Below are 20,875 nucleotides of genomic sequence, written 5' to 3'. Positions count from 1 at the left end.
AGCTCTTGCGCGAAGCCGTCGAGACGGATTTAAGTCGCATTCTCGCCCTCCGGCGACGCGCGATTCGTCCCGGGCCGATGTCCCGTTTTTCCGCCCGCGCGGGCGGCTTCGCAACTTCGCCAGAGGATTCGACAGGAGGAACCATGCGCTTTTTCGATCGTCGCGCGCTTGGCGGCGCCATTCTGGCGGCGGCGACGCTGGCGTCCGTCGCCTGCGCGGCGGCCGCGCAGGACGCGGAAGGCACATGGATGCGCGAGGACGGCGCCACCAAGATCCGTTTCGCGCCCTGTGGCGGCGCCCTGTGCGGCACTGTGGTCTGGCTCAAGAATCCCCATTCCAAGGCGCGCGTCGGGCAAAGAGTCTTTTTCGACATGGTGCGCGCCGACCAGAACAGCTGGGCCGGCCGCGCCTTCAATCCCCAGGACGGCAAGACCTACAGCGGCCGCATGGTGGTCTCGGGCAAGAAGCTGCGCACCAGCGGCTGCGTGTTCGGCGGTCTGATCTGCAAGACCATGTATTGGGTGCGGGCGAACTGATCACCCGTTGATCTTGCGCTGCAACAGCCCGCGCGCCTCGGCGTCGGGCGCGCCGAACCAGCGATGACGCACGCCCAGAGTCTGTGAGGCGAGCAGGCCGTAAGCGTCCGAGCCGTCGAGCGCGATCAGAAACGAGACGAAATTGCCGCCGCAATCGTGCGGAATGCAGACCGCGCCATAATAAAACGGCTTTCCGTGCATGGTGACGCGCTCCAGCGGCGTGGAGACGCCGTCGAGCCTGGCGATCCAGGGTTCGCGGCGATAGGCGCGCGGCGTGATGGCGCGCCAAGCGGCCAAGGCGGCCGGCGCCGCCTTGGCGATTTCAGGCGGATAGGTCTGCGCCCTGGCCCCGCAAAGCGGCGTCAAGGCGAGAAAAAAGCACAGGCTGACCTTGAGCATTGGTCCCTCCCCCGCGATGTCCGCCGGGGATCATACCATGGCGAGGGCCTCAGCGAACCCGGGAGAAGGCGCCGAAGCGGCTCACGCCGCCGCCAGCCCCCGCTTCAGATCGTCGATCAGGTCCTCGACGTCTTCGAGCCCGACCGACAGGCGCAGCATGCCCGGCCCGATGCCCGCCGCCTGGCGCGCCTCCTCGCTGAGGCGCTGGTGGGTGGTGGTCGCGGGATGGGTGACGAGGCTCTTGGCGTCGCCGAGATTGTTCGAAATTTTTATGATCTCGAAGGCGTTGGCCATGCGGAACGCTTCGGCCTTGCCGCCGGCGACGTCGAAGGCAACCATGGTCGAGCCGCCCTTCATCTGGCGGCGCGCCAGCTCATATTGCGGATGGTCCGGCCGGCCGGGGTAATAGACCCGGGCGATCTTCTTTTCGCCGGCGAGGAAATCGGCGATTTTCCCAGCGCTGTCCTGCTGCTGGGCGACGCGCAGCGGCAGGGTTTCGAGGCCTTTCAGCAGCACCCAGGCGTTGAAGGGCGACAGCGACGGCCCAGTCTGGCGGATGAAATTATGGACATGGGTCTCGATGAAGGCGTTGGAGCCCAGCACCACGCCGCCGAGGCAGCGGCCCTGGCCGTCGATATGTTTGGTCGCGGAATAGACCACGCAATCGGCGCCGAGTTCGAGCGGCTTCTGCATCAGCGCCGCGGCGAAGACATTATCGACCACCAAGGTAGCGCCGGCCGAATGGACGATTTTTGCGATCGCCGCAATGTCGAGCACGCCGAGGGCGGGATTGGTCGGGCTTTCGAGAAAGGCCGTTTTGGTGTTCGGCCGCAGCGCCGCCTTCCATTGGTCGAGGTCATTGCCGTCGACCAGAGTGGATTCCACCCCGAAGCGCGGCAGCAGATCGGTCACGATATAGAGGCAGGAGCCGAACAGCTGGCGCGAGGCGACGACATGGTCGCCGGCGCGCACCTGCCCCATCAGCGCCGTGGTCACTGCCGCCATGCCGGTCGCGGTCGCGCGAGCGGCTTCGGCGCCTTCGAGCAGAGCCATGCGCTGTTCGAACATGGCGACGGTCGGATTGCCGAAACGGCTGTATTGATAGCCCTCGTCGGCGCCGGTGAAGCGGCTTTCCGCGACTTCCGCGCTGTTATAGACAAAACCCTGGGTGAGGAACAAAGCCTCGGAGGTCTCGCCATAGGCCGACCGCATCGTCCCGCCATGGACCATTTTCGTGCGCGGGCGCAGGTTCGTGGCGTCGAGAGGCGGGCGGTCATAGGCGGACATGGAAAACTCCTCCGGGCGCGAGACGCCCGATCGTTCGAAGCCATGCAGCCGGCTGCTCGATTTTCGGCAGAACCGACCTTTTAGCTCCTTGATTTAACGTGGCGGCAAGCCGGCCGGCTCAAAGGACCACAGTAGCGCTTGTAGCGCCGCGCCGGCGCGGGGTCAACGATTTCGCCTTGGGGCGGGGAGCCGTCACAAGTCGGATGGCCGACTATGCCCGGGCAGCAGCCGGTCGCCGATCGGCAACGCCTCTCCAGAACGCTAAAAAGTTCGCTTGAAAAGATCTCCGACCTCGCCGTGGCCCGTATAATTCCCTGATTGCGGACTGTGACCAGGAACGCGCCATGTGAGGGGCCGGGTCAAACGCTGCAAACACCGCAGGAATCCTTCCCCACGCAAAATCATTGTAGGCGTTGCGAAACATTGCGGAATGGCTGTGGCTCGTCGCTCGCCTCCAAAACCAGGTTTTGCAGGGTGACAATAACTTGGCCGCGGCTTCCCTTTTCTGATCGCAAACTTCTCGCGTGGACGTCAGATGAACGCGCGCTGGCGTTCGCATTGTCAGGCGCGCGCCTCGATGACCATATTGAACGGACCCTCCGTCGCTCTGCGTACGTCCGAAAATCCGCCCGCACGAATGACTTCGACGAGTTTGGCCTCGCCTGCCTGGGCTCCCAAGCCCTCGCCGACCTCCTGATCGAGCGAGGTGGGCACGCAGATCATTGTCGAGCCGTTGTAGTAGAGGCGGCCAATGGGGTTCATATTGTCCCTCGCCTTGTCGCCCGCGATCGGCTCGACGATCATCCATGTGCCGTCGCGTTTAAGGATTCGGCGCATATGCGTCGCGCATCCGCGCGGATCGCCCATATCGTGCAGGCAGTCGAAGGAACTGACGAGATCGAAATCCGATTCCGCGATTTCTTTCGCCTTCGCAGTTTCAAAGCGAACCCGATCGGCGAGACCATGCTGTTCCGCGTGACGGCGCGCTTCCTCGATGGATGGCGCGTGAAAATCGAAGCCGGTGAACCGGCTCTCCGGAAAGGCGCTCGCCATCAGCAGGGTCGAAAACCCGACGCCGCAACCGACGTCGGCGACTTTGGCGCCCGCCTTCAGTTTTTCGCTCACGCCGCGCAGAGAAGGCAGCCAGTTCTGCACGATATTATTGGCATATCCTGGCCGGAAAAAAGCCCCGGTCGCGCAAAACAGGCAAGGCGCCGTGTCGCCCCAGTGCACGCCCGTTCCCGACCGAAACGCCTGCTCGACCATTTTTTCACCTTCGATCATCGCGGCGACGAGGCCGAACGCGCCTGCGAGATAGACGGGACTGTCCTTTACGGCGAAAACCATAGCCTGCTCCGGCGAGAGGCTGAACGTTTCCGCCTCCGGATCATAGTCGATGAAGCCGTTGGCCGCCTGCGCAAGCGCCCATTCCCGGACGTAGCGGGCCGCCAGCCCGCCGGCCTTGGCCGCTAGGTCTTCCACCGTGAGGGGACCTTCCCCGTACAGCGCGTCAAATAACCCGAGGCGCAAGCCGATCCGTGTCGTCGGCACGCAGAACGCGCCACCAAGATCGCCCAACATTTTGCCGATGAATAGTTGCAGCTTTTCGTCATTGACTTGGCTCATCGGTTCCTCCCTGTCATCTTAAGATCGTGCGAGTGTCCGTGGGCCCAGGTCCGCCCCGAGGCCCACATGACGCCCATCAGACAGATTCCGAATTGAACGTCAGGTCGATGAGGGCGAGCGCGATCCGGAGCACATTCGTGCGATGAGCGTCAGACATGGTTGCGTCTTCCATCCGATGGGCTCAGGAATACGCCGTCAACGGGTCGATTACGGTGACCGTCTCATTGACTCTGGTGATTGGAAAGCCGGCCAGGCGCGAGTGCTCGCGAACGCGATCTTCGCTCTCGGCCAGGTAGACGCAGAACGTGTTGTCGGCGGCGATGTAGGACTGCACCCATTGCACGGTCCCGGAAAGCTTGGCGACTGCGCCGTTCGAGGCGGCTGCAAGTTCCTTGAGCTGAGTCTGGCTCAAGCCGCCGACGCCAGGGATATGACGTTCGATCACATAGCGTTTCATTGTTTGGCATCCTTTCGTTTCGCGTTCGACGCGTGGATACGGAGGTCAGCCTTTGGGCAAATAGGCGATTGCGCCGGCGACGTCGGTATCGTCGATCAGGTGAAGCCGGCTTTCGCTGCCGCGCTGGCGGGCCATAGCGAACGGCGCGTAGTCGGGATCGCCGGTGAAGGCCGTCGCGGCCTCAGCCGATGGAAATTCGATGAGCGCCACCAAGGTGGCGTCCAGCGGCCGGCCTTCGAGTGTTTTCACATTGGCGCTGCGGGCCAGGTATTTGCCGCCGTGCCTGTGCACGAGGCCGTGCACGGTTGCGGCATAGCTCGGCAACCACTTATCGTCTGTCACCTTCACGTCAGCGATTAGGTAAACTGGCATCGCTTCCCTCCTCAGGTTAGTTTCGGGCTACGTTTGGTTGAATGAGCCTCGATAAGGGGAGGAAGCTAGCGCTGGACGCGGACTGGCGTCAGGTCGGGTTTCGTCAAAAACGATCCTTTTATGCCAATTTCTGGTGCGGGAATGGCCAACACCAATGCCAAGGCTATCGAGGCGTTGATCCTCGCCTTGCCGGAATCCGCGGGTTCCGCGATCTACGGGTTGATCGACGTTTTTGCGTCGACCGGGACGCTGTGGCTCGCGCTCGTCGGCGATGAGCCGAGCGGGCGGCAGATCCAGCCGAAAATTGTCTCGCTCACGCACGACCCATTCCGATGCGGCAACGCCATTCCGGTCACGCCTGACCTGACCATCGGGGAGGCGTCCGGCGCCGACATCATCGTCATCCCGGAGCTATGGCTCGCGCCCGACGACGACTTAAAAGATCGCTATTCGGAACTGAAGGAATGGCTTCGCAGCCGCCACCGGGCCGGCAGCACGATCTATTCGGCCTGCTCGGGCGCAGTGCTGCTCGCGGCTTCCGGCCTGCTCAACGGCAAGGCGGCGACATCGCATTGGGGCTATGCGGACCTATTCCGTAACAGTTTTCCGGACGTTCGATTTATTCCTGAACCCAATATCGTGTTCGCCGACGATGGCGGACGTATCGTGACCGCGGGCGGCGCCACCGCTTGGCACGACCTCGCGATTCACATCATCTCGCGCCATTGTAGTCCAGGCGAGGCGTTGCACATCGCGAAAGTTTATTTGCTCCAATGGCATGGCGCCGGCCAACTGCCGTTTGCCAGCTTGGTTCGGCGTCAAACGCACGCAGACTCGATCGTGCGTCGGGCCGAGGACAGGCTGCGCGCGCATTACCACGAGCCGCAGGCGGTTGCTGGGGTGGTCGCGGAATGCGGCATTCCCGAGCGCAGCCTCAAACGTCGCTTTGCGGCTGCCACGGGATCGACCGTCATAGGCTATGTGCAAAATCTTCGGATCGAAGAGGCGAAGCGGCTGCTCGAGACCAGCGACATGTCGGTCGATGATATCGCTGCAGTGGTCGGTTATGAAAATCCGGCATTTTTCCGGAAATTGTTCAAGCGGCGCGCTGGTCTCATGCCAAAAGATTACCGCCGCATGTTCCGTCCGATCTACGATGCGGCTCGTGTGAAGGGTTTCGGTCGCCGGCCCTGACACGCGTGATCGGGTCGCCGCGGGGCCGGCGCCCGAAACCCTTCACAAAACCGGTAACCCAAATTAAGGCGCTGCTTGGCAGCGGCAGGTCTGTCAATAAAATCGCCGTAGCTTACGACACGGCGTCGAGGCCGATCACGGAGAAGCGCCCTTCGCGATCGCGCCAGGTTCGGGCTGTTCGCCATCCGGCGCTCGTGGCGAGCGCGGCGAAATCGGCCGGGTCATATTTCCGCGAGCTTTCGGTGTGGATCGTCTCGCCGGCGCGAAAGGCGAAATATTGGCCTGAGACCGGGACGACGCGCGAATCGAGGCTGACGAGGTGCATTTCGACCGCCGATTCGGCTTCGTTCCAGCGCGCCTCATGGGCGAAGCGGTCGAGGGGAAAGGCGCCGTCAAGCTCGCGATTGATCCGCGCGAGAAGGTTGAGGTTGAAGGCGGCCGTCACGCCCTGGGCGTCGTCATAGGCGTTCAGCAAGGTGGCGAGATCCTTTTTCAGGTCGATCCCGACGATCGCCTTGCCCCGTCCCGCGACGTGGCGGCGCAGGCGCGACAGGAAGGCGGCGGCCTCGCGGCGGTTCAGATTGCCGATCGTCGAGCCGGGAAAGAAAGCGATTCGCGGTCCCGGCGGCAGGTTATCAGGCAGATCGAAATCGTGATTGAAATCGGCGACGATCGGAAATGTCTTCAGGCCCGGGAAGCGGGCCTCGATGCGGCGCGCGGTGCGCGCGAGTACGTCGCCGGCTATGTCGATCGGGACATAAAGCCGGGGGGCGGCCAGGGCCGCGATCAAAATCTCGGTCTTGACGCCGGCGCCGGCGCCATATTCGAGCAGCAAGGCGCCCTCGCCGCAGAATTGAGCGATTTCGCCGGCGTGGCGCGCGAGAATTTCGGTTTCGGCCCGGGTCGGATAATATTCGTCGAGCCGGGTGATGGCGTTGAAGAGATCCGAACCGCGCGCATCATAGAGCCAGCAGCAGGGGATCGTCTTTTGCGGGCGCGACAGCCCGGCGACGACGGCGGCGTGAAACGCCTCGTCCCAATGCGTTCGCACGTCAGCGTCTGTCATCATCTGCGTCTCCAGCTAGGCGCACGCCGGAAAATTGCCAGCGGGCGTCGGGCGGAAAGAAATTGCGATAGGTCGCGCGCATATGGCTTTGCGGTGTCGCGCAGGAGCCGCCGCGCAACACGAATTGTCCGCACATGAATTTGCCGTTGTATTCGCCCGCGGCGCCTTCGGCGGGACGAAAGCGCGGGTAGGGGGAAAAAGGGCTGCAGGTCCATTCCCAGACGTCGCCGAACATCTGGCGCAGGCCGTTTTGCCCCGCTGTCGCCGGCGACGGCCGCATCAGGCCGGATTCGACGAAATTGCCCTCGACGTCCAGCGGCTCCGCCGCGCGCTCCCACTCGGCTTCGGTCGGCAGCCGGCGGTTCGACCAGCGCGCGAAGGCGTCGGCCTCGAAAAAGCTGATATGGACCGCCGGCGCCGCCGGATCGACGCGTTGGAATCCCGATAGGGTCATGGTCCAGAATTCGCCGTCGCGCTCCTCCCAATAGAGCGGCGCCGACCATTGGCCATCCAGACATTTGGCCCAGCCCTCCGACAGCCACAGCAGGGGCTGGCGATAGCCGTCGTCGGCGATGAACTCCATCCATTCGCCATTGGTGACGAGCCGGTCGGCGAGCCGATAGGGCTCGATCAGGACGCGGCGGCGCGGCCGTTCGCAATCGAAGGCGAAGCCCTCGTCGCCCGCGCCCGATTCCGCGATCCCGCCGGCGAAATTTTCGTAAGCCATGGCTGTCGGCTCGGCGCCGCCGGCGTCCGGCGCAGGATCGAGATAAGCGGGGCGCAGCGGATTTTGCGCAAACAGATGGAGGATGTCGGTCAGGAGCAATTCCTGATGCTGCTGTTCGTGATGACAGCCGAGTTCGATCGAAGCGGCGACACGGTCGGAAGTTTCGCGCCGGAGCAAATCCTCGATCGCCGCGTCGACATGGTCGCGATAGGCGTGAATTTGTTCGAGCGTCGGCCTGGTGAGCATGCCGCGCCGCGGCCTTGGCTGGCGCGCGCCCAAGGTCTCGTAATAGGAATTGAACAGAAAGTTGAAGTTCGGGTCGAAGACGCGATAGGAGCGCGAAAAGGGTTCGAGCACCATCGCCTCGAAGAACCAGGTCGTATGCGCCAGATGCCATTTCGCCGGGCTCGCGTCCGGCATGGATTGCACGGTCGCGTCGGCGTCGGTCAGCGGCGCCGCAAGCCTGCGGCTCGCCGCGCGCGCCTTTTGGAATTGGACGAGGATTTCAGTTTTTCCGGATGACACGCGGCCTTGGCCTCCGTCGTTGGCGACCCCTTCGGCTCCCCTCCTATCACGCGGATGCGTCAATATGGCGCCGCTTTCCGGCCCGCCCGCGGTCCGGCGAGGGCCGCGGGCGAATTGGTTCGAGTTTCGCATGACCGCCGCCCTCGGGGAATCGTAAAACGCCTGGCCGTGCTCCCGTTAATCGGCTCGGCGTCCAAAGGTTCCGGCCCATCCGCCAAAAAATCTCGCGATCTTTACCGCAAATTCCAGTTTGCTCAGCTTGCCTCAAGAGCGTCAGGAACCATCTCGATTTTCAGGTCTTGTTTCGACGTCGATCCATTCCGGCGCTGACAACAGCCAATATTCAATGGAGGCAACCATGAGCGCACACAACAAAAACGCGCACGGCGTTCAATCCAAAAAGCCCGAGGCCGCCAAGGCCGAACCGAAATCAGGATCGGCGGCCGAGCGGAAGGAGCGTTGGGACGAAGTGGCGGAGGCGTCATGGGAATCCTTTCCCGCCAGCGACCCTCCGTCGTGGACGATGCGGCGTCCGGCGCAGCCAGAGAAAAAGCCGCACGACGAGAAGTGACCAGGCGGCCGCCCGCGGAAATTCGAGCTGAATTTCGGACATCAACGCCCCGCGGCGCGGGCGTCTTGTGGCTGGCGCCCGAACTCGACGGGGAAATCGTCCGCCGCGCCGATCCCCTGTCGGCCTGCTCCATCGCGGCGCCGAAAAGCGCGCCGAATATAAGAGATCTGGCTTCGCAAATTCGGACAGTAGCTTGAGTGGATTTTCTGCCTGACGGCGGCGAGGATTTTCGCTGCGAATCAGGAGCTTTCGATGACGAAGAGAAGCCGTTGGCCGAGTTGGCGCAGCAGTTCGACGTTCAGCCGAACCAGATCACGACGCGGAAGAACCAGCTTCTGGAAGGGGCGCGGGGCGTGTTCGGGGAGGAGAAGGCAGGATCGATAGAGGCGCCGCGTTGGCAATTTGCGACGCCATCAAAGCTACCAACAATTTTGCGAACGCAAACGCGCCGCCTCGGACGCCTGTGAACGCCTGCGGAAGGTTAGATAACTTATATATCAGTGAACTATTGACTTCATCGGCTGCCTGCGAACGTCAGCGGATAAGGAAGTGGTGCCAGGGGCGGCATCGAATATGCGGCATAATACACTGATATATAATGCTAAAATATCTTCAAAAAATATTTATACCAACAATTATACCAACAAGTTTCGGCGCTGCGATTTTCGCCAACCCGCCCGCCGTCAGGCAATGGTTGTCTCGATTCCTGCGAGAAACGGTCGAAACCCTGTGCATAGTTCGTCGAGTGGACTGGACGTTGCCGGACACTGGTGGAGGATACAAGCAATAATTTTTCTTGCCCGAATAGGTTGCCTCAATGGACCGCATCAAACGCTGGAAACTCGCCGATGAGTTGAATGCATTTCAGATCGCCCTTTTGATCTCGGGCTATGATCCTTCGGAGTTTGAAGGTGACGCTTATGACAGATGGCCAGATGAGGTAAAGGTTGAAATATCAGCCTACCTAAACGCAATAAAGAATGCGGCCCGTGGTGGAAAGCTCACATATACACAAGTCAAATATGAAGAATATAACGAAATAAATTGGATTTTATCGACAATTGACGTCGATAGTTTTTGTGACTGGATGCGCTCCAGAAACTTTGTCGATGGATTTTTTCTCACACATGGCGCTAGTCCAGACGGCTTGGCTGACACATCAAGCGTGTTCTATGCGCCGAAGCTCGCCGCGGCCGTTCGGGCATGGAATGAAGTCACTTCGAATCCTGAGGCGTTGAGCGGCAAGACGCCGAAAAAAGCGCTTGAAATTTGGCTCCGCAAACACGCGAACGAATATGGCCTGACCAACAAAGACGGCAATCCGAACGAACTTGGCATCGAGGAAATCTGCAAGGTTGCCAACTGGAAGCCGGCAGGAGGCGCAAGCCCGACCCCCACCCCCACTTCGACGCAAAAGCCCCCGGAGGGTTCATCGCCGTGGGGTAGGAAGGAACGGTCATGGGGTAGGAGGGATAAGCCAAACCCTCCCACCCCAAAGTCCATTTTCACCATCGATGATGACATACCCTTCTGACCGCGGACCCTTTTTGCGGCACCAAGGGTAGGTGCGTTTCGGCTAATCCATCAGGCCAGTTTTCTTGTAACCGCCCAGCTATTTGAAACGCTGGTTCGCGTTCATCTTCCTATCGTGTCCAACAAAGCACGGATAGATTCGATGAACACCGGAAAAGAAGACTTCAAGCCCTCTTTCATTCGTCTTGAACAGGTGAAGGCGCGCACCGGCCTCAGCCGCAGTACTCTTTACGCTTATATCCGCGAAGGCCGTTTTCCGGCGCCCGTTGCCATTTCTGAGCGGTGTATCGCTTGGGTGGAAGGCGAAATTGACGGCTGGATTGCGGAGCGCATCGCCTCTCGCCGGGCTTGAGGCGCCCGATGCTCACGCCAATCAAAAAACCCGCGCGGCGTCGGCGCTACCCGGTCAACCGGATCAAGCAATCGTCCAGCTACGATCCGGGCGAGATTGCCAAGCTCTTCGGCGTTCACCGCAACACCGTCCGGCACTGGCTCAAGGACGGCCTCAAGGCCATCGATGATCGCCGCCCTATCCTCGTTCATGGGGCGGCGCTGAAGGCGTTCATTTCCGAAAAGCAGCGGGCGAGGCGTCAGAAATGCGCGCCTGGCGAATTCTTCTGCTTCCGGTGCCGAGCGCCCCGCAAGCCTTGGGGCAACATCGCTGACGCCTCCTGGCATACCGACAAGATCGCGAAGCTCACCGGCCTTTGCTGCGTTTGTGACACGGCAATGCACCGCTCGGTCCGCCGGGCCGACCTCCCGAAATTCGCGGCGCTGATCGACATTCAGCCGATGGCGTCGGAGCGATTGAGGGATAGCCCGAATGCCAGTGCAAACAGTGACTTCAACAAGGACCGGAGCCATGTCCAAGATCAACCCGCAGAATGAACGCATCAAGCGCGATTATTTGCGCTTCCTGAAGGAGGCGCGCGGCAAGAGCGAGGCGACGCTCGACGCCATCCGCAAGGCGCTGGCGCGCTTCGAGGATTACACGGGCGCCCGTGACTTCAAGACCTTTCGCCGCGAACAGGCTATCGCTTTCAAGGAGCGTCTCGCCGAAACCAACGGCTGCCGCAGCGGCGAGGCCCTCAGCCATTCGACGCAAACCAGCACACTCACCGCCCTTAAGGAATTTTTCACTTGGCTGGCGTGGCAGCCCGGCTTCAAGTCAAAAATCCATGTTCCCGACATCGAATATTTCAGCCCGTCGAACAGGGACATCGCGACGGCGAAGGCGCCCAAGCTTCGCGATTTCCCGAGCCTTGAACAGGTCCGGGCCGTCATCGCGGCCATGCCTACCGAAACCGTGATCGACCGCCGGAATCGCGCGTTGGTGACCTTTGCGATTCTGACCGGGATTCGCGACCGCGCGCTGGCGTCCCTCTGCCTTCGTCATGTCGACATGAGCAAGGCGCCGCCGCTGGTTCGGCAAGAACCGGATCGCGTGGCGACGAAGTTTGCCAAAAGCATCAATACGTTCTTCTTCCCGTTGGGCGACGACCTGACCGAAATCGTCCGCGAATGGATCGACGAATTGCGCACGATCCACCTGTTCGCGCCGAATGATCCTGTCTTTCCCAAAACGAAGGTTGGCCAAGGGCAGGACATGGGCTTTCAGGCCTTTGGAATTGAAGCGCAGCATTGGTGCGACGCCTCGCCGGTGCGGGCGATATTTCGCCAAGCTTTCGAACGGGCGGGCCTGCCTTATTTCCCGCCCCACTCCTTCCGGCACACTTTGGGGCATTTGATGCAGAAAACTTGCCGGACGCCGGAACAGATCAAGGCATGGAGCCAGAACTTGGGCCATGAGAACATCGCCACCACGCTCACGTCCTACGGCAAGATCGATCCGCACCGCCAAGGCGACGTGATCGGCGCTATTTCATTGGAACCGGAGGTGCCTGACGCTGATTTGCGGGCGAAACTTCGCGCTTTGATTGCATAGGCCAGACGCATCACCTGCGCGGCGCGGACTTGCGACCGAAACCGCCGACCGGCATGGGTTTCTGCGCCAAAATTTGCTCGGGCGAGCCGGGCGCAAGGGCGATTTCCGCCTTTGCAGGCGCAGCAGCCGTTCTTCGATCATTGACCAGGGAACCGCACGCCGGAAAGCGCCGCATTGCCTTGCCGCATTTGATCCGCTCCGCCTGACCTCGTCACAGGCCGAGAGCAGATTTCGGGGTGGACACCCAAAGGCCTCCGCCAGCCAAACCAGCGCAGGAACTCATTGAAAATCGTTGTAGACGAATTCTGCGGAGCGGTCGGTCCATTTGGCGCGGCCATAAGCGCCAGGGCCATCATATTCGCCAAGCCAGCCCAGCAGATGCTGCTTTTCGGTCGTGTACCAGGGCCGCGAAGGTCGGGCACCAACCGCAAGATCGGCCTGTAAATGCAGATAAATTGGGCTGCCAGCGTCGAGTGGGCGGATGAGATCGACAAGATTGGCGTGGTCCTGCGCTAAGATTTGGAAATGCTGGAAATGTGCAGGAAATTCACGGCCGTCTTCAGCCAGTTCGTGGAGGTAATTGGAAGAACGCCAAACGAGTGATTTTCAACATACTCGGGAGTGACATATGGCGCATTTCCATCCTGCAGCGCCGGCACGATGATGAACGCGCCATTCGCGGGGAGCCCACGAATTCGCAAAGCATCTCGATACCGATGAATATCAGCCAATCCTTGATCGATCGCCTGCCCACCAGACCGATATTTGGCGTCGAGGATTATCCAACTGACAGGTTTGCCATCTTTGCGCAGCACGATAATGTAATCCGGTATGAAGACGCCGCTCAGGCTCGAAAACATCCTCAAGTCCGGTGGAATGCGCGCCCGCGAAAACCATTGCTGGTATCGTAGTTCGAGTCTGAAGCCGTCTGGTCCGCTGAACCCCCAGGCCGCCCTGTCTGGCAACCGTTCCTCACGGCCGATGTATGGCAGCGCCTTCGCCTTGCCGACTGACCAGCCCGGTCCGAGGAGACCAGGCAACCCGTCGACAATTCGATAGAGCACGAATAATTCGAACAGATCATAAGTGTGCTTCAACGACGATTGGAGGTCGCCGCCTGGATCATAGGCGAGGCCGGGCTCCAGCAACTTTCGGGCGGCGCGGTAAATCGCGGCATAGAGCGGGTGGTCACTCAGTGCCTGAAGCGTGGTCTCGCCAATGGGCTCCGGCGTGATCTGTTTGAAGAGCGGCAGCACGAGAAGGGCGTCCAGCCGGCGCGCCGCCGCCTCAATTGTCGCCGCGAGCATTTCGGCGTGCGCTTCGATCGTTGGATCAAGAAACGGCCGACCACGCGTTTGACGCAGAACGTCAACACTTTCCTTGAACCGCCTGCGAAGCCGTCGAAGGACATAAGCGAAATAACGGGTAATCGGATGGTCCGTGGACAGGACGGCGCTGGGCTGATCAATGGGCGTTCGCGCATCCATGAAAGCTCCAACGTCCTTGTCGCCAGTCACCGCTTTCAGCACGGCGGGGCGGCGCCCGAGCCAACGCAAAGTGATCAGATCAGCGCGGCGCGAGAAATTGAGCGGAAAGGCATCGCGAACACGGAGCGTCACCATAGGCGGCGCGGCTACATAGCGCTCCAACAGTCGCTCGAACACTGGCAGCTGGCTGGTGATGACTGCAGGATGGACGATAGCGAGCGTGGACATGGAAATCATTCCTTTCGCCGCGCCCGGCGACAAGCCCCAGACCAGGCCCTGCGACCGCTCGGATAGCTCGGCGAGCATCTTGTCGAACTCGTTCGCGCCGAGCTTTTGCTGATGAGGGTCGATCTCCAGCGTCGTGGTGACAATCTTTTCGCCGTCTCGCGCCTCAATGAGCGTGCGGCCCGCCCATGTCATTATGGGGATTTCAAACCGTGCCGAAAAGCCTTCGGAGTCGTTCTTCAACCCGCCCGCAGGAAGCTCAGCGCCGGCAACTCTCATCACGGGCAGGTTCTTGGTGCGCGTGTCGATGTATATCGTGTCGCCCTCGAAACAGGCCCAGCCGCCCGCGCCGAGCGTCAAATCCTGGCGCTCGCCGGCGACAATTCGATAGGGGGCAAGCTCCAGCATGTTCAGGACCAGAACCGCACGATCCCGAGCGCCGAAAGGCTCTTTTGCATCTGTTGAAGCTTGTGCGCCGAACGCGGCAGCTTGGTCGCGTTGCAAATATCCAGGGCCTTCTGCAGGGCCTCAGGCAATGCGCCGCCTGCGTCGCCCCGAAGCTTCGGCAGGATTTTCGTCAGGACGGCGGCGTCCAACGCCGAGAGCAATTCCAAACCGGCGGGCGCGGTGCAAAAGCGGAGGACTTCGTCGCATGTTCGGTAGCCGAAGTGTCGGCGCGCTGGCTCCAGCGCCTGATAGAGCGATTGAAGCAAGTTGAATATGACATCGAAGGCGACGGCGTCGTCGCCTTTTGCGGCCTTCTCCTTCCACGCCGCGAGATCGATGTCCCAAAACTCGAACGTGAAGGCGCGGTCGAGCACCTTGTCGGAAAAGGGGTGCGTGGTTTCGTCCATGTTGACCGTGCCGAAGATGAAGAGGTTTTCGGGCCACGGCATTCTTGGGGGCACCTCATCGATTTCGACATCGCCGGCATGGATGGCGAGTTCGGTTCTGCGGCCCTCCATTGCGGAAAGAAATGGTGCGAAATAATGCTCGACCCGCGCGAGGTTCATTTCATCGAGGCAGAGGAAATATGGCTTGTCCTGGTTGGTGTTGGCCGCCATCAAAAGGCGCAGGGCTTCCGTCCTGTGATAATCAGGCGGCGACGCTAGGGGATTGACGAAGCCGAGCAGGCCAGAAGGATCGGTCCAGTCCGGCCAGACAGCAACCTGTGTGTAATGTGCGTTTGGCGCAATCCCCAACGCCGCGCAATAGGCCTGAGCGTATGCCTTGGCGATTGATGTCTTGCCTGCGCCGGAAAGTCCGGCAAGCAACACGAAACGTTTACCCTCGGCGCTGTGCAGCGCTGCATGGAGCACCCGAACTTGTTCATCGCTATAGATGAAGCGGCTGGTCTCCGGACTTTCACGAAAATGGCTCAACACGGCGTCGATTTTCGCCGGCGTGAAGGGGGGCGGCTCAACGTCATAAATGTGTGCGGGCGAGACAATCAGCGGCTCTTCAGGCATCTGGTCAGTGAGCAAATGATCCGGTGTTTTCAGATTGGCGGGCAATCCGGTAACCCAATATTGCCCGTTTTCGGTAAGTTGAATTTGTGCTGAGCGACCCGCCCCTGCCACGGAGATCAGATCGAGTTCCCGCATCCAGGTTACCAAAGCATTCGGCGCAAACTCCGAAGTCCATTTTGGATAATAGCCCTGTGCACGCTTTGCGATTTCGCCGCGGGTCAAAATGCTGGATTCGCGCAGATCATCGAGAATGAGCGCAAAGCCGAAGATCGAACGGACGAAAAAGGGCGTCAGCACATTGGCGGGGCTTTCGCCTTCCAGAAGGCGGCGACCGTTGGGCGTGACCCTGTAAACGCCATGCTCGACGATGATCAGCCCCATCGACGCCGCTTGCGAAAGGACCTGCGCGCGCGATCCTGCGTTTAGGGCCGGCGCTTCCTCGGCGATCTGCTGGAGCAAATCCTCCTTTTCGACACCGGTCTCGGCTGCACGAACGATCGACAGGATCACCCGCAAATTGTCAGTGACGTAAAACATGCCCTTGCGTTGCATTACCGCGGGCAGGATCACCAACCGCGGGACATCGGTTGGTCCCTTGATCACGTCGCTTTCAGCAGCCTGAGGCCCTGCCGCCTTTGCATCATCCGACGGCACCATCTCCCAAGCGAACCAAGCGAACTGATTATAAGCGATAGCGTCGTCGAGGCTTTTCTCCGGACCGAGGGCTTCCCGTAATGCCGCTCGGGCGATGACGTTCTGGCCAATCATGTGCAAACCGAAGGTCGGCTTTTCGAGCCACGAGCGCAATTGTGCCGTGCGCGACCAATCCATCAAGCACAGTACATCGTAGGGTCGCAACATAGCGAATACGCGCGCCAATCGCGCCGATGGGCGACGGTCGGAGTGACGCGGCGACACCAGGGCAAGGATGCGTTCAAATTCGGCGTCCAGATGCTTGGCAACTTCTTTTGAGTCGGCCGGCGCTTCCCAATTTTTGAGTGACCAAAGCGCGTCAATGATTTCCGCGTCTGCATAAGCCCCTTTCACGGTGACGGAATTGCCCGGTCCAATGCCAGTGATGCCGTCTCGTTCCCAGAGGCCCTGCTGGGCCTGCGGCGAGCGGAACGCCGCCTCATCGAGTCCTGCCGCCCAGACGACGTCGCCGCGATAGGTGAAAAACCATTCCTTGTTTTGCGCCGGGAGGAACTGCTGCTCGTAAATAGATTTGATGTCGGGCACTGGCTTTCCTCAATTCTCTCTTTCAGAAAATGGCAACGGAATATTGCGGTCCAAAGGTGGCCCACCCCATAATTAGCCTCCGCCGTCGCCTGTTTCAGCAACGACGATGCGCAAGACGCTCATTCCTCCCGGATCGTCATCATCGATCAGTTCAACGCCTTCAATCGGCGGCGGAGGCCCGCCGGATTCGACCAATGCGTACACGCCTTGCGGCGCGGCTTGCAAAAACGCGATACCAGTCGCGCCTCGTGCAACTGCATGGTTGCCCAGCGTTGGTTTATGCCGAAAGACTTTTCCGTATGTAACTTTCATGAGCAGGTCGACGACCGCACTCCAATCGTCGGCGCCATTCTCGATTGCGCGTCTGCCGTAATTCAGGCCAGTTTGCCCAATCATATTTGCCACGAACTTGCCCAGCGTCGGCTCGGTCGTAATCGCCGATGGGGTGGGTAACGCCTGATGCTGCGTCCAGATCGGTGGCTCGATTGCCGTGTTTTTCAGATGACGATCAATGACGCCAAACGTTCCGGCATCTTCGCCGCAAGTCGGCTGAAGATTGAAGATACGCGTACCGTAAACAGCATCAGCGAACGAAAAAGCAGGCCAATTTTGATATAAATGAAGCTGCCGAGGGCTCGACTTGCCGCCGAATGTGACGCGCGTTGCTCTGGAGGCCATTTTCGCCTGAACGAGCGACGCTGAACGCTCAACGCCCCCGCTCTGATGCAACACGTCCACGACGACGAGCAAATCAGCTAACTCGCATTCCGTTTCCTTTCGGGCTGACGATGGATGCCAAAACCGCACCATTGGCGCCGCGTGGCAAAAAACCCCGGACAGCTTGAGGCCGTAACCAATGCTCGCAAGAATTGGCGACCATTCTTGCGTAATTCTTTGAACGCTGCTCAGGACGATCGATGCGACCAGTCCGACCTCGGTCCTGGGCGGATTGCTCATCGCTGGCGAACCATGAAGAAGAGTTTCGCCAATAACTAGGTCGGCAGCGGCAGTCATCGCCTGAACAGCTGAGGAATCTATGGGCAACGAATTGGTCTCCGCGATAAAAAGCTGTTTCTAAATCTTCCCCTTACACGGGAGGCTCACGCTTCAATGGCAGGCGATCAACCTGCTCGATTTGCCGGTCCAAAGCTCTCAGAGTGCTCAGAGGGATTGAACGCTGTCCATTGTCCCCCTTATTTCCGCAGCGTTCCCAGGCCACGTTTCCGGGGCCGTTGAAAACGACCGTTACGGGGCCGTCCTTCAGGCGCTGCAAAACGATGAGATGGTCGGGTTCGTGGCGGATGGCCACGCGCGCGCCCTGCGTCAATTTCACTTCGATCTTCCGGCCATCCTGCGCAATTGCGTCGTGGCCCTTGTTCGATCCGCGCAAAAGGTCGAGGTCGAACATATAGGCGGCGATCACCTCGCCTATGCTGCCGACCAAATGCCCGTCAGGCGTGAATTTCCGACGGGGAAAGATCGCTTCGAGGCGGCTGATCGTTGAATAGAGTCCGTCGAGCAAAAGGCGGATTTCGGCCCAATCGACCGCAGGCCCCACTGCGACCTCCGCGTCTCGCCCTTCGGCCGGTATTAGGATTTTTGGGCGGGAGAAGGTCATGCGTCAGCGATCCATCCGCTTCGGCGCGCATACAGAATTTCCATGCGTCCGTTGATCGGCCCGGTTTTGAAGGTCGCGACGTTGACCTCGGTGCGGCCGACTTGCGCGAGATATTCGTCGTAGGTCTTGCTCGCCAACATCGTTTCATAGAACTTGTGACGAGGATCATTTTTTCGCGCCGCCTTCTCGCGCAAAAACGTGTCGTTCACGATCCGGTAGCGTCCGCGCAATTCCGTCATGACTGGCTCCGCTGATTCTTGTTGCTCATTGCGCCGCCTCCATGTCGCGCGCCTCGACCGGCGCGAGGGCTTCGGCGAGGAGGGATTCGAGGAGTTTGGCGCGGGTGGTCTCAGTGGCGGTCAGGCTCGCCTCCAGGCGGTCGCAGAGCGCCATCAGTTCATCGACTTTTTTGACGATGCGGCGTTGTTCGGCGAGGGGCGGGAGCGGAATAGTCAACGACGCCAACTCGGTAGAGTTTACGTTTTTGAGCCCCACGGCGGACCTGATCGGCTTCTCAATCTGATCTCGGACATGATCTGTGTTTGTGGTGAGCCAGATGTAGCGAGGAAGAACATTTTCCAAGCTCAGTCGGATGCGGACAAGATAGCCCGCAAATGACATCCCTTCTGCCGAAGTGCCTACTTCGGCGGCGCGACCGACAATTTCCAGGCTTCCATTTGAGCGGATAAGCAGAAGATCACCACACCGGAGGCTTAGGTCTGCGATTTCAGTCGTTGTGAGCGGTCCGAACTTCAAATCAGCAAGGCTGATTTGCCCGCCTGAGAACCCGACTCGAATTTCAATTCTGACTGGCTTTTGCCCTCGCCAGCCTTCGCATGAGAAGGAAAGCCAGGGCCAATTGCAGCCACGCGAGGGCGGATTCGATGGTCGCCTCGAAGTCTTTTGACAGACGGCGCGCGCGATTGATCCAACCGAGCGTCCTTTCGACGACCCAGCGTTTCGGCAGCACCGTAAATCCTTTCACCTCTTTATCGGTTCGCTTGACGACGGTGATGGAAATGCGGCTCGCCTCGAAGGCTGCGCGCTTGGCTTCATCACCCTGATAACCCCCGTCGACGAAGGACATTTTCACCCACGGGCTCTTGCGATGCACGGCCTTCAGCAACGGCGCGAGAGCGTCGCGGTCCTGCACGTCGGCGGTCGTGATCTGGCATTCGATGGGCAGACCGATCGTGTGTTGTAGCCCCTTAAGTTTCGGACAGACACTCTCCGGCTTCGGCGGCCAAGCGATCCGCGATGAACTCGCGGGGTGAACGATAGCCAAGCGCGCGATGCGGATGGCGTGTGTTGTAATGCTCGAACCACGACGGCAGCAAGCGGATCACGGTTTCGGCGTCCGGCAGTGGCGACACGCGCGCGTAATCGCGTTTGATCGTGCGGACGAAGGCTTCGGCCATTCCATTCGATTGGGGGCTTTCGACCGGCGTGGTCAGCGGCTCAAGGCCGATTTCGCGGGCAAAATGTTTCGTGTCGCCAGCGATGTAGCAAGACCCGTTGTCGGTCAGCCATTCGATCGGGCTGGGCAGGCGATTGACCGGGCCAAAGCGATATTCGACGGCGCTGACCATCAGGTCGCGGATGTCCTCGCCCTTGACGCCCGCCGTCGTGGCGACATGGCCGAGGGCTTCCCGGTCGCAGCAATCAAGCGCGAAGGCGACGCGGACTTTTTCGGCATTGTCGCAAGCGATCTCGAAGCCGTCGGAACACCAACGCAGGTTGGAGCGCAGAACGGCGATCTTGCCGTCATGCCGGCGGTTTTCGCCGCCGCCGGCATGACGTTGAAGCAACAGGCCGTGCGCCCTCATCACCCGATAAACCCGCTTGCGGTTGACCGGCGCCGCGCCCTCGGCGCGTCTTTTGCGGCGCAGGTCGGCCCACACGCGGGCGTAGCCCCAGGACGGCTGTTCGGCGATGATCCCCTTGATCTCGCAGAGCAGATCGTCTTCCGGCAGGGGCGGTCGGCCCATGCGTTTGGCCGCGCCGCCGGCAATGCGCGCGGCGACATTCGAGCGGGCGACGCCGAGGGTTTCGCAGACGGCCTTCATCGCGAACCGTCCCGTGGATTGAGCGTCGGCAGCGACAACGACCGCAACATCCGTTTTTTTGAGCCTACGGCGACTTCAAGCGCCTCTTTGAGGATTTCGGCCTCCATCGACTTCTTGCCGAGCAGGCGCTGCAGTTCGCGCACCTGGTCGACCAAAGCCCTGTAGGCGGACGCCGGAACGACGTCCTCCTCGGCCTGCGTCGCGGTCAGGGCGCCTTGGTTCGCCAGCCGCCGCCAGGTGAACAGCTGATTGGGGGCGATGCCGTGACGGCGCGCGACAAGGCTAACCGTCATGCCCGGCTCCATCGTCTCGGCAATGATCGCCAATTTCTCCGCCGACGTGCGCCGACGCCGTCGTTCTCGGCCCGGCAGGACCTCACTCTTCGGATTGTCACCAGTCATAAACACCACATTACTCCTACCTCTTAGCGAAGTGGGAGTGCCTGTCCGGCGACTTACGGGGCTATTTCATCGCTTGAATAGCGCGCCCGAATGACTTCATACTTCGCGCGATCGGCCTCGCTCCACGGCATC

General features: G+C 60.5%; 22 protein-coding genes, 1 pseudogene and 1 riboswitch. Of the genes and pseudogenes, 8 read left to right on the top strand and 15 right to left on the bottom strand.

From position 1 onward, the window contains the following. Nucleotides 1–143: 143 nt before the first annotated feature. A complete protein-coding gene (locus K2U94_RS18780) occupies nt 144–536 on the top strand; it encodes a DUF2147 domain-containing protein (RefSeq protein ID WP_243068672.1) in 393 nt (130 codons plus the stop codon). Here the strand turns inward: K2U94_RS18780 and K2U94_RS18775 are convergent, their stop codons facing one another. From K2U94_RS18775 to K2U94_RS18755, 5 genes are all read right to left on the bottom strand, one after another. Next, the gene (locus tag K2U94_RS18775; protein WP_243068671.1) at nt 537–935 is read right to left on the bottom strand and encodes an Ivy family c-type lysozyme inhibitor; all 399 of its coding nucleotides are present in this window, start codon (nt 933–935) and stop codon (nt 537–539) included. Between the two features lie 81 nt (nt 936–1,016). Next, nucleotides 1,017–2,222, bottom strand: coding sequence for an O-succinylhomoserine sulfhydrylase (locus K2U94_RS18770; RefSeq protein ID WP_243068670.1), 1,206 nt, complete (start codon nt 2,220–2,222; stop codon nt 1,017–1,019). A gap of 60 nt (nt 2,223–2,282) precedes the next feature. Beyond that, nucleotides 2,283–2,362: riboswitch (SAM riboswitch) on the bottom strand. A gap of 421 nt (nt 2,363–2,783) precedes the next feature. Continuing rightward, nucleotides 2,784–3,848, bottom strand: coding sequence for a class I SAM-dependent methyltransferase (locus tag K2U94_RS18765; protein WP_243068669.1), 1,065 nt, complete (start codon nt 3,846–3,848; stop codon nt 2,784–2,786). 181 nt (nt 3,849–4,029) lie between these two features. Continuing rightward, nucleotides 4,030–4,305 carry a DUF4242 domain-containing protein gene (locus tag K2U94_RS18760; protein WP_243068668.1) on the bottom strand — a complete coding sequence of 92 codons (276 nt, stop codon included), beginning with the start codon at nt 4,303–4,305 and terminating at the stop codon, nt 4,030–4,032. Nucleotides 4,306–4,350: 45 nt separating this feature from the next. Continuing rightward, nucleotides 4,351–4,677, bottom strand: coding sequence for a DUF1330 domain-containing protein (locus K2U94_RS18755; protein ID WP_243068667.1), 327 nt, complete (start codon nt 4,675–4,677; stop codon nt 4,351–4,353). Nucleotides 4,678–4,818: 141 nt separating this feature from the next. Between K2U94_RS18755 and K2U94_RS18750 the strand changes: the two genes are divergently transcribed. Next, nucleotides 4,819–5,871 (top strand): GlxA family transcriptional regulator, encoded by a 1,053-nt coding sequence (locus K2U94_RS18750; protein WP_243068666.1) that lies wholly within the window; start codon nt 4,819–4,821, stop codon nt 5,869–5,871. Between the two features lie 112 nt (nt 5,872–5,983). Here K2U94_RS18750 and egtD read toward each other — a convergent pair whose 3' ends face one another. Both egtD and egtB read right to left on the bottom strand, forming a co-directional pair. After that, nucleotides 5,984–6,940: an L-histidine N(alpha)-methyltransferase gene (gene egtD, locus K2U94_RS18745; RefSeq protein ID WP_243068665.1), complete on the bottom strand. Its 957-nt coding sequence runs from the start codon at nt 6,938–6,940 to the stop codon at nt 5,984–5,986. Further along, nucleotides 6,924–8,189, bottom strand: coding sequence for an ergothioneine biosynthesis protein EgtB (gene egtB, locus K2U94_RS18740; protein ID WP_243068664.1), 1,266 nt, complete (start codon nt 8,187–8,189; stop codon nt 6,924–6,926). Before egtB ends, egtD begins: the two co-directional genes overlap by 17 nt. Nucleotides 8,190–8,439: 250 nt before the next feature. Between egtB and K2U94_RS18735 the strand changes: the two genes are divergently transcribed. From K2U94_RS18735 to K2U94_RS18710, 6 genes and pseudogenes are all read left to right on the top strand, one after another. Then, complete coding sequence (locus tag K2U94_RS18735; RefSeq protein ID WP_243068663.1) at nt 8,440–8,760, top strand: hypothetical protein; 321 nt, start codon at nt 8,440–8,442, stop codon at nt 8,758–8,760. 260 nt (nt 8,761–9,020) lie between these two features. Continuing rightward, a pseudogene (locus K2U94_RS20850) lies at nt 9,021–9,152 on the top strand (IS3 family transposase); the annotation flags it as partial. A 425-nt stretch (nt 9,153–9,577) separates the two neighbouring features. Beyond that, nucleotides 9,578–10,294 (top strand): hypothetical protein, encoded by a 717-nt coding sequence (locus K2U94_RS18725; RefSeq protein WP_243068662.1) that lies wholly within the window; start codon nt 9,578–9,580, stop codon nt 10,292–10,294. A gap of 141 nt (nt 10,295–10,435) precedes the next feature. Further along, the gene (locus K2U94_RS18720) at nt 10,436–10,645 is read left to right on the top strand and encodes a helix-turn-helix transcriptional regulator (protein ID WP_243068661.1); all 210 of its coding nucleotides are present in this window, start codon (nt 10,436–10,438) and stop codon (nt 10,643–10,645) included. 8 nt (nt 10,646–10,653) lie between these two features. Then, on the top strand, nt 10,654–11,181 hold the full coding sequence (locus K2U94_RS18715; protein WP_243068660.1) for a helix-turn-helix domain-containing protein: 528 nt from the start codon (nt 10,654–10,656) through the stop codon (nt 11,179–11,181). Continuing rightward, nucleotides 11,156–12,238: a tyrosine-type recombinase/integrase gene (locus K2U94_RS18710; RefSeq protein ID WP_243068659.1), complete on the top strand. Its 1,083-nt coding sequence runs from the start codon at nt 11,156–11,158 to the stop codon at nt 12,236–12,238. Before K2U94_RS18715 ends, K2U94_RS18710 begins: the two co-directional genes overlap by 26 nt. A gap of 512 nt (nt 12,239–12,750) precedes the next feature. On the opposite strand, the gene K2U94_RS18705 is transcribed toward K2U94_RS18710, so the two are convergent. From K2U94_RS18705 to K2U94_RS18670, 8 genes are all read right to left on the bottom strand, one after another. Next, nucleotides 12,751–14,454, bottom strand: a complete 1,704-nt coding sequence (locus K2U94_RS18705) for a nuclease domain-containing protein (RefSeq protein ID WP_243068658.1) — start codon at nt 14,452–14,454, stop codon at nt 12,751–12,753. Then, the gene (locus K2U94_RS18700; protein WP_243068657.1) at nt 14,361–16,658 is read right to left on the bottom strand and encodes an McrB family protein; all 2,298 of its coding nucleotides are present in this window, start codon (nt 16,656–16,658) and stop codon (nt 14,361–14,363) included. Before K2U94_RS18700 ends, K2U94_RS18705 begins: the two co-directional genes overlap by 94 nt. Before the next feature lie 72 nt (nt 16,659–16,730). After that, on the bottom strand, nt 16,731–17,702 hold the full coding sequence (locus tag K2U94_RS18695; RefSeq protein WP_243068656.1) for a hypothetical protein: 972 nt from the start codon (nt 17,700–17,702) through the stop codon (nt 16,731–16,733). A 43-nt stretch (nt 17,703–17,745) separates the two neighbouring features. Then, complete coding sequence (locus K2U94_RS18690; protein WP_243068655.1) at nt 17,746–18,180, bottom strand: DUF6998 domain-containing protein; 435 nt, start codon at nt 18,178–18,180, stop codon at nt 17,746–17,748. 92 nt (nt 18,181–18,272) lie between these two features. Next, nucleotides 18,273–18,515 carry a hypothetical protein gene (locus K2U94_RS18685; RefSeq protein ID WP_243068654.1) on the bottom strand — a complete coding sequence of 81 codons (243 nt, stop codon included), beginning with the start codon at nt 18,513–18,515 and terminating at the stop codon, nt 18,273–18,275. A gap of 25 nt (nt 18,516–18,540) precedes the next feature. After that, entirely contained in the window at nt 18,541–18,897 is a 357-nt protein-coding gene (locus tag K2U94_RS18680; protein WP_243068653.1) for a restriction endonuclease subunit S, read from the bottom strand. 178 nt (nt 18,898–19,075) lie between these two features. After that, on the bottom strand, nt 19,076–19,561 hold the full coding sequence (locus tag K2U94_RS18675) for a transposase (RefSeq protein WP_252393686.1): 486 nt from the start codon (nt 19,559–19,561) through the stop codon (nt 19,076–19,078). Beyond that, a protein-coding gene (locus K2U94_RS18670) for an IS3 family transposase (protein ID WP_243065398.1) occupies nt 19,485–20,743 on the bottom strand; the annotation gives its coding sequence in 2 pieces (ribosomal slippage) (nt 19,485–20,404 and nt 20,404–20,743; 1,260 coding nt in all). Before K2U94_RS18670 ends, K2U94_RS18675 begins: the two co-directional genes overlap by 77 nt. Between the last annotated feature and the right edge of the window lie 132 nt (nt 20,744–20,875).

The sequence above is a fragment of the Candidatus Rhodoblastus alkanivorans genome, assembly GCF_022760755.1.
In the GTDB taxonomy this organism is placed as follows: Bacteria; Pseudomonadota; Alphaproteobacteria; order Rhizobiales; family Beijerinckiaceae; genus Rhodoblastus; species Rhodoblastus alkanivorans.
The sequence above is the reverse complement of the archived record's forward strand: the minus strand, read 5'-3'. Positions and strand labels throughout refer to the sequence as shown.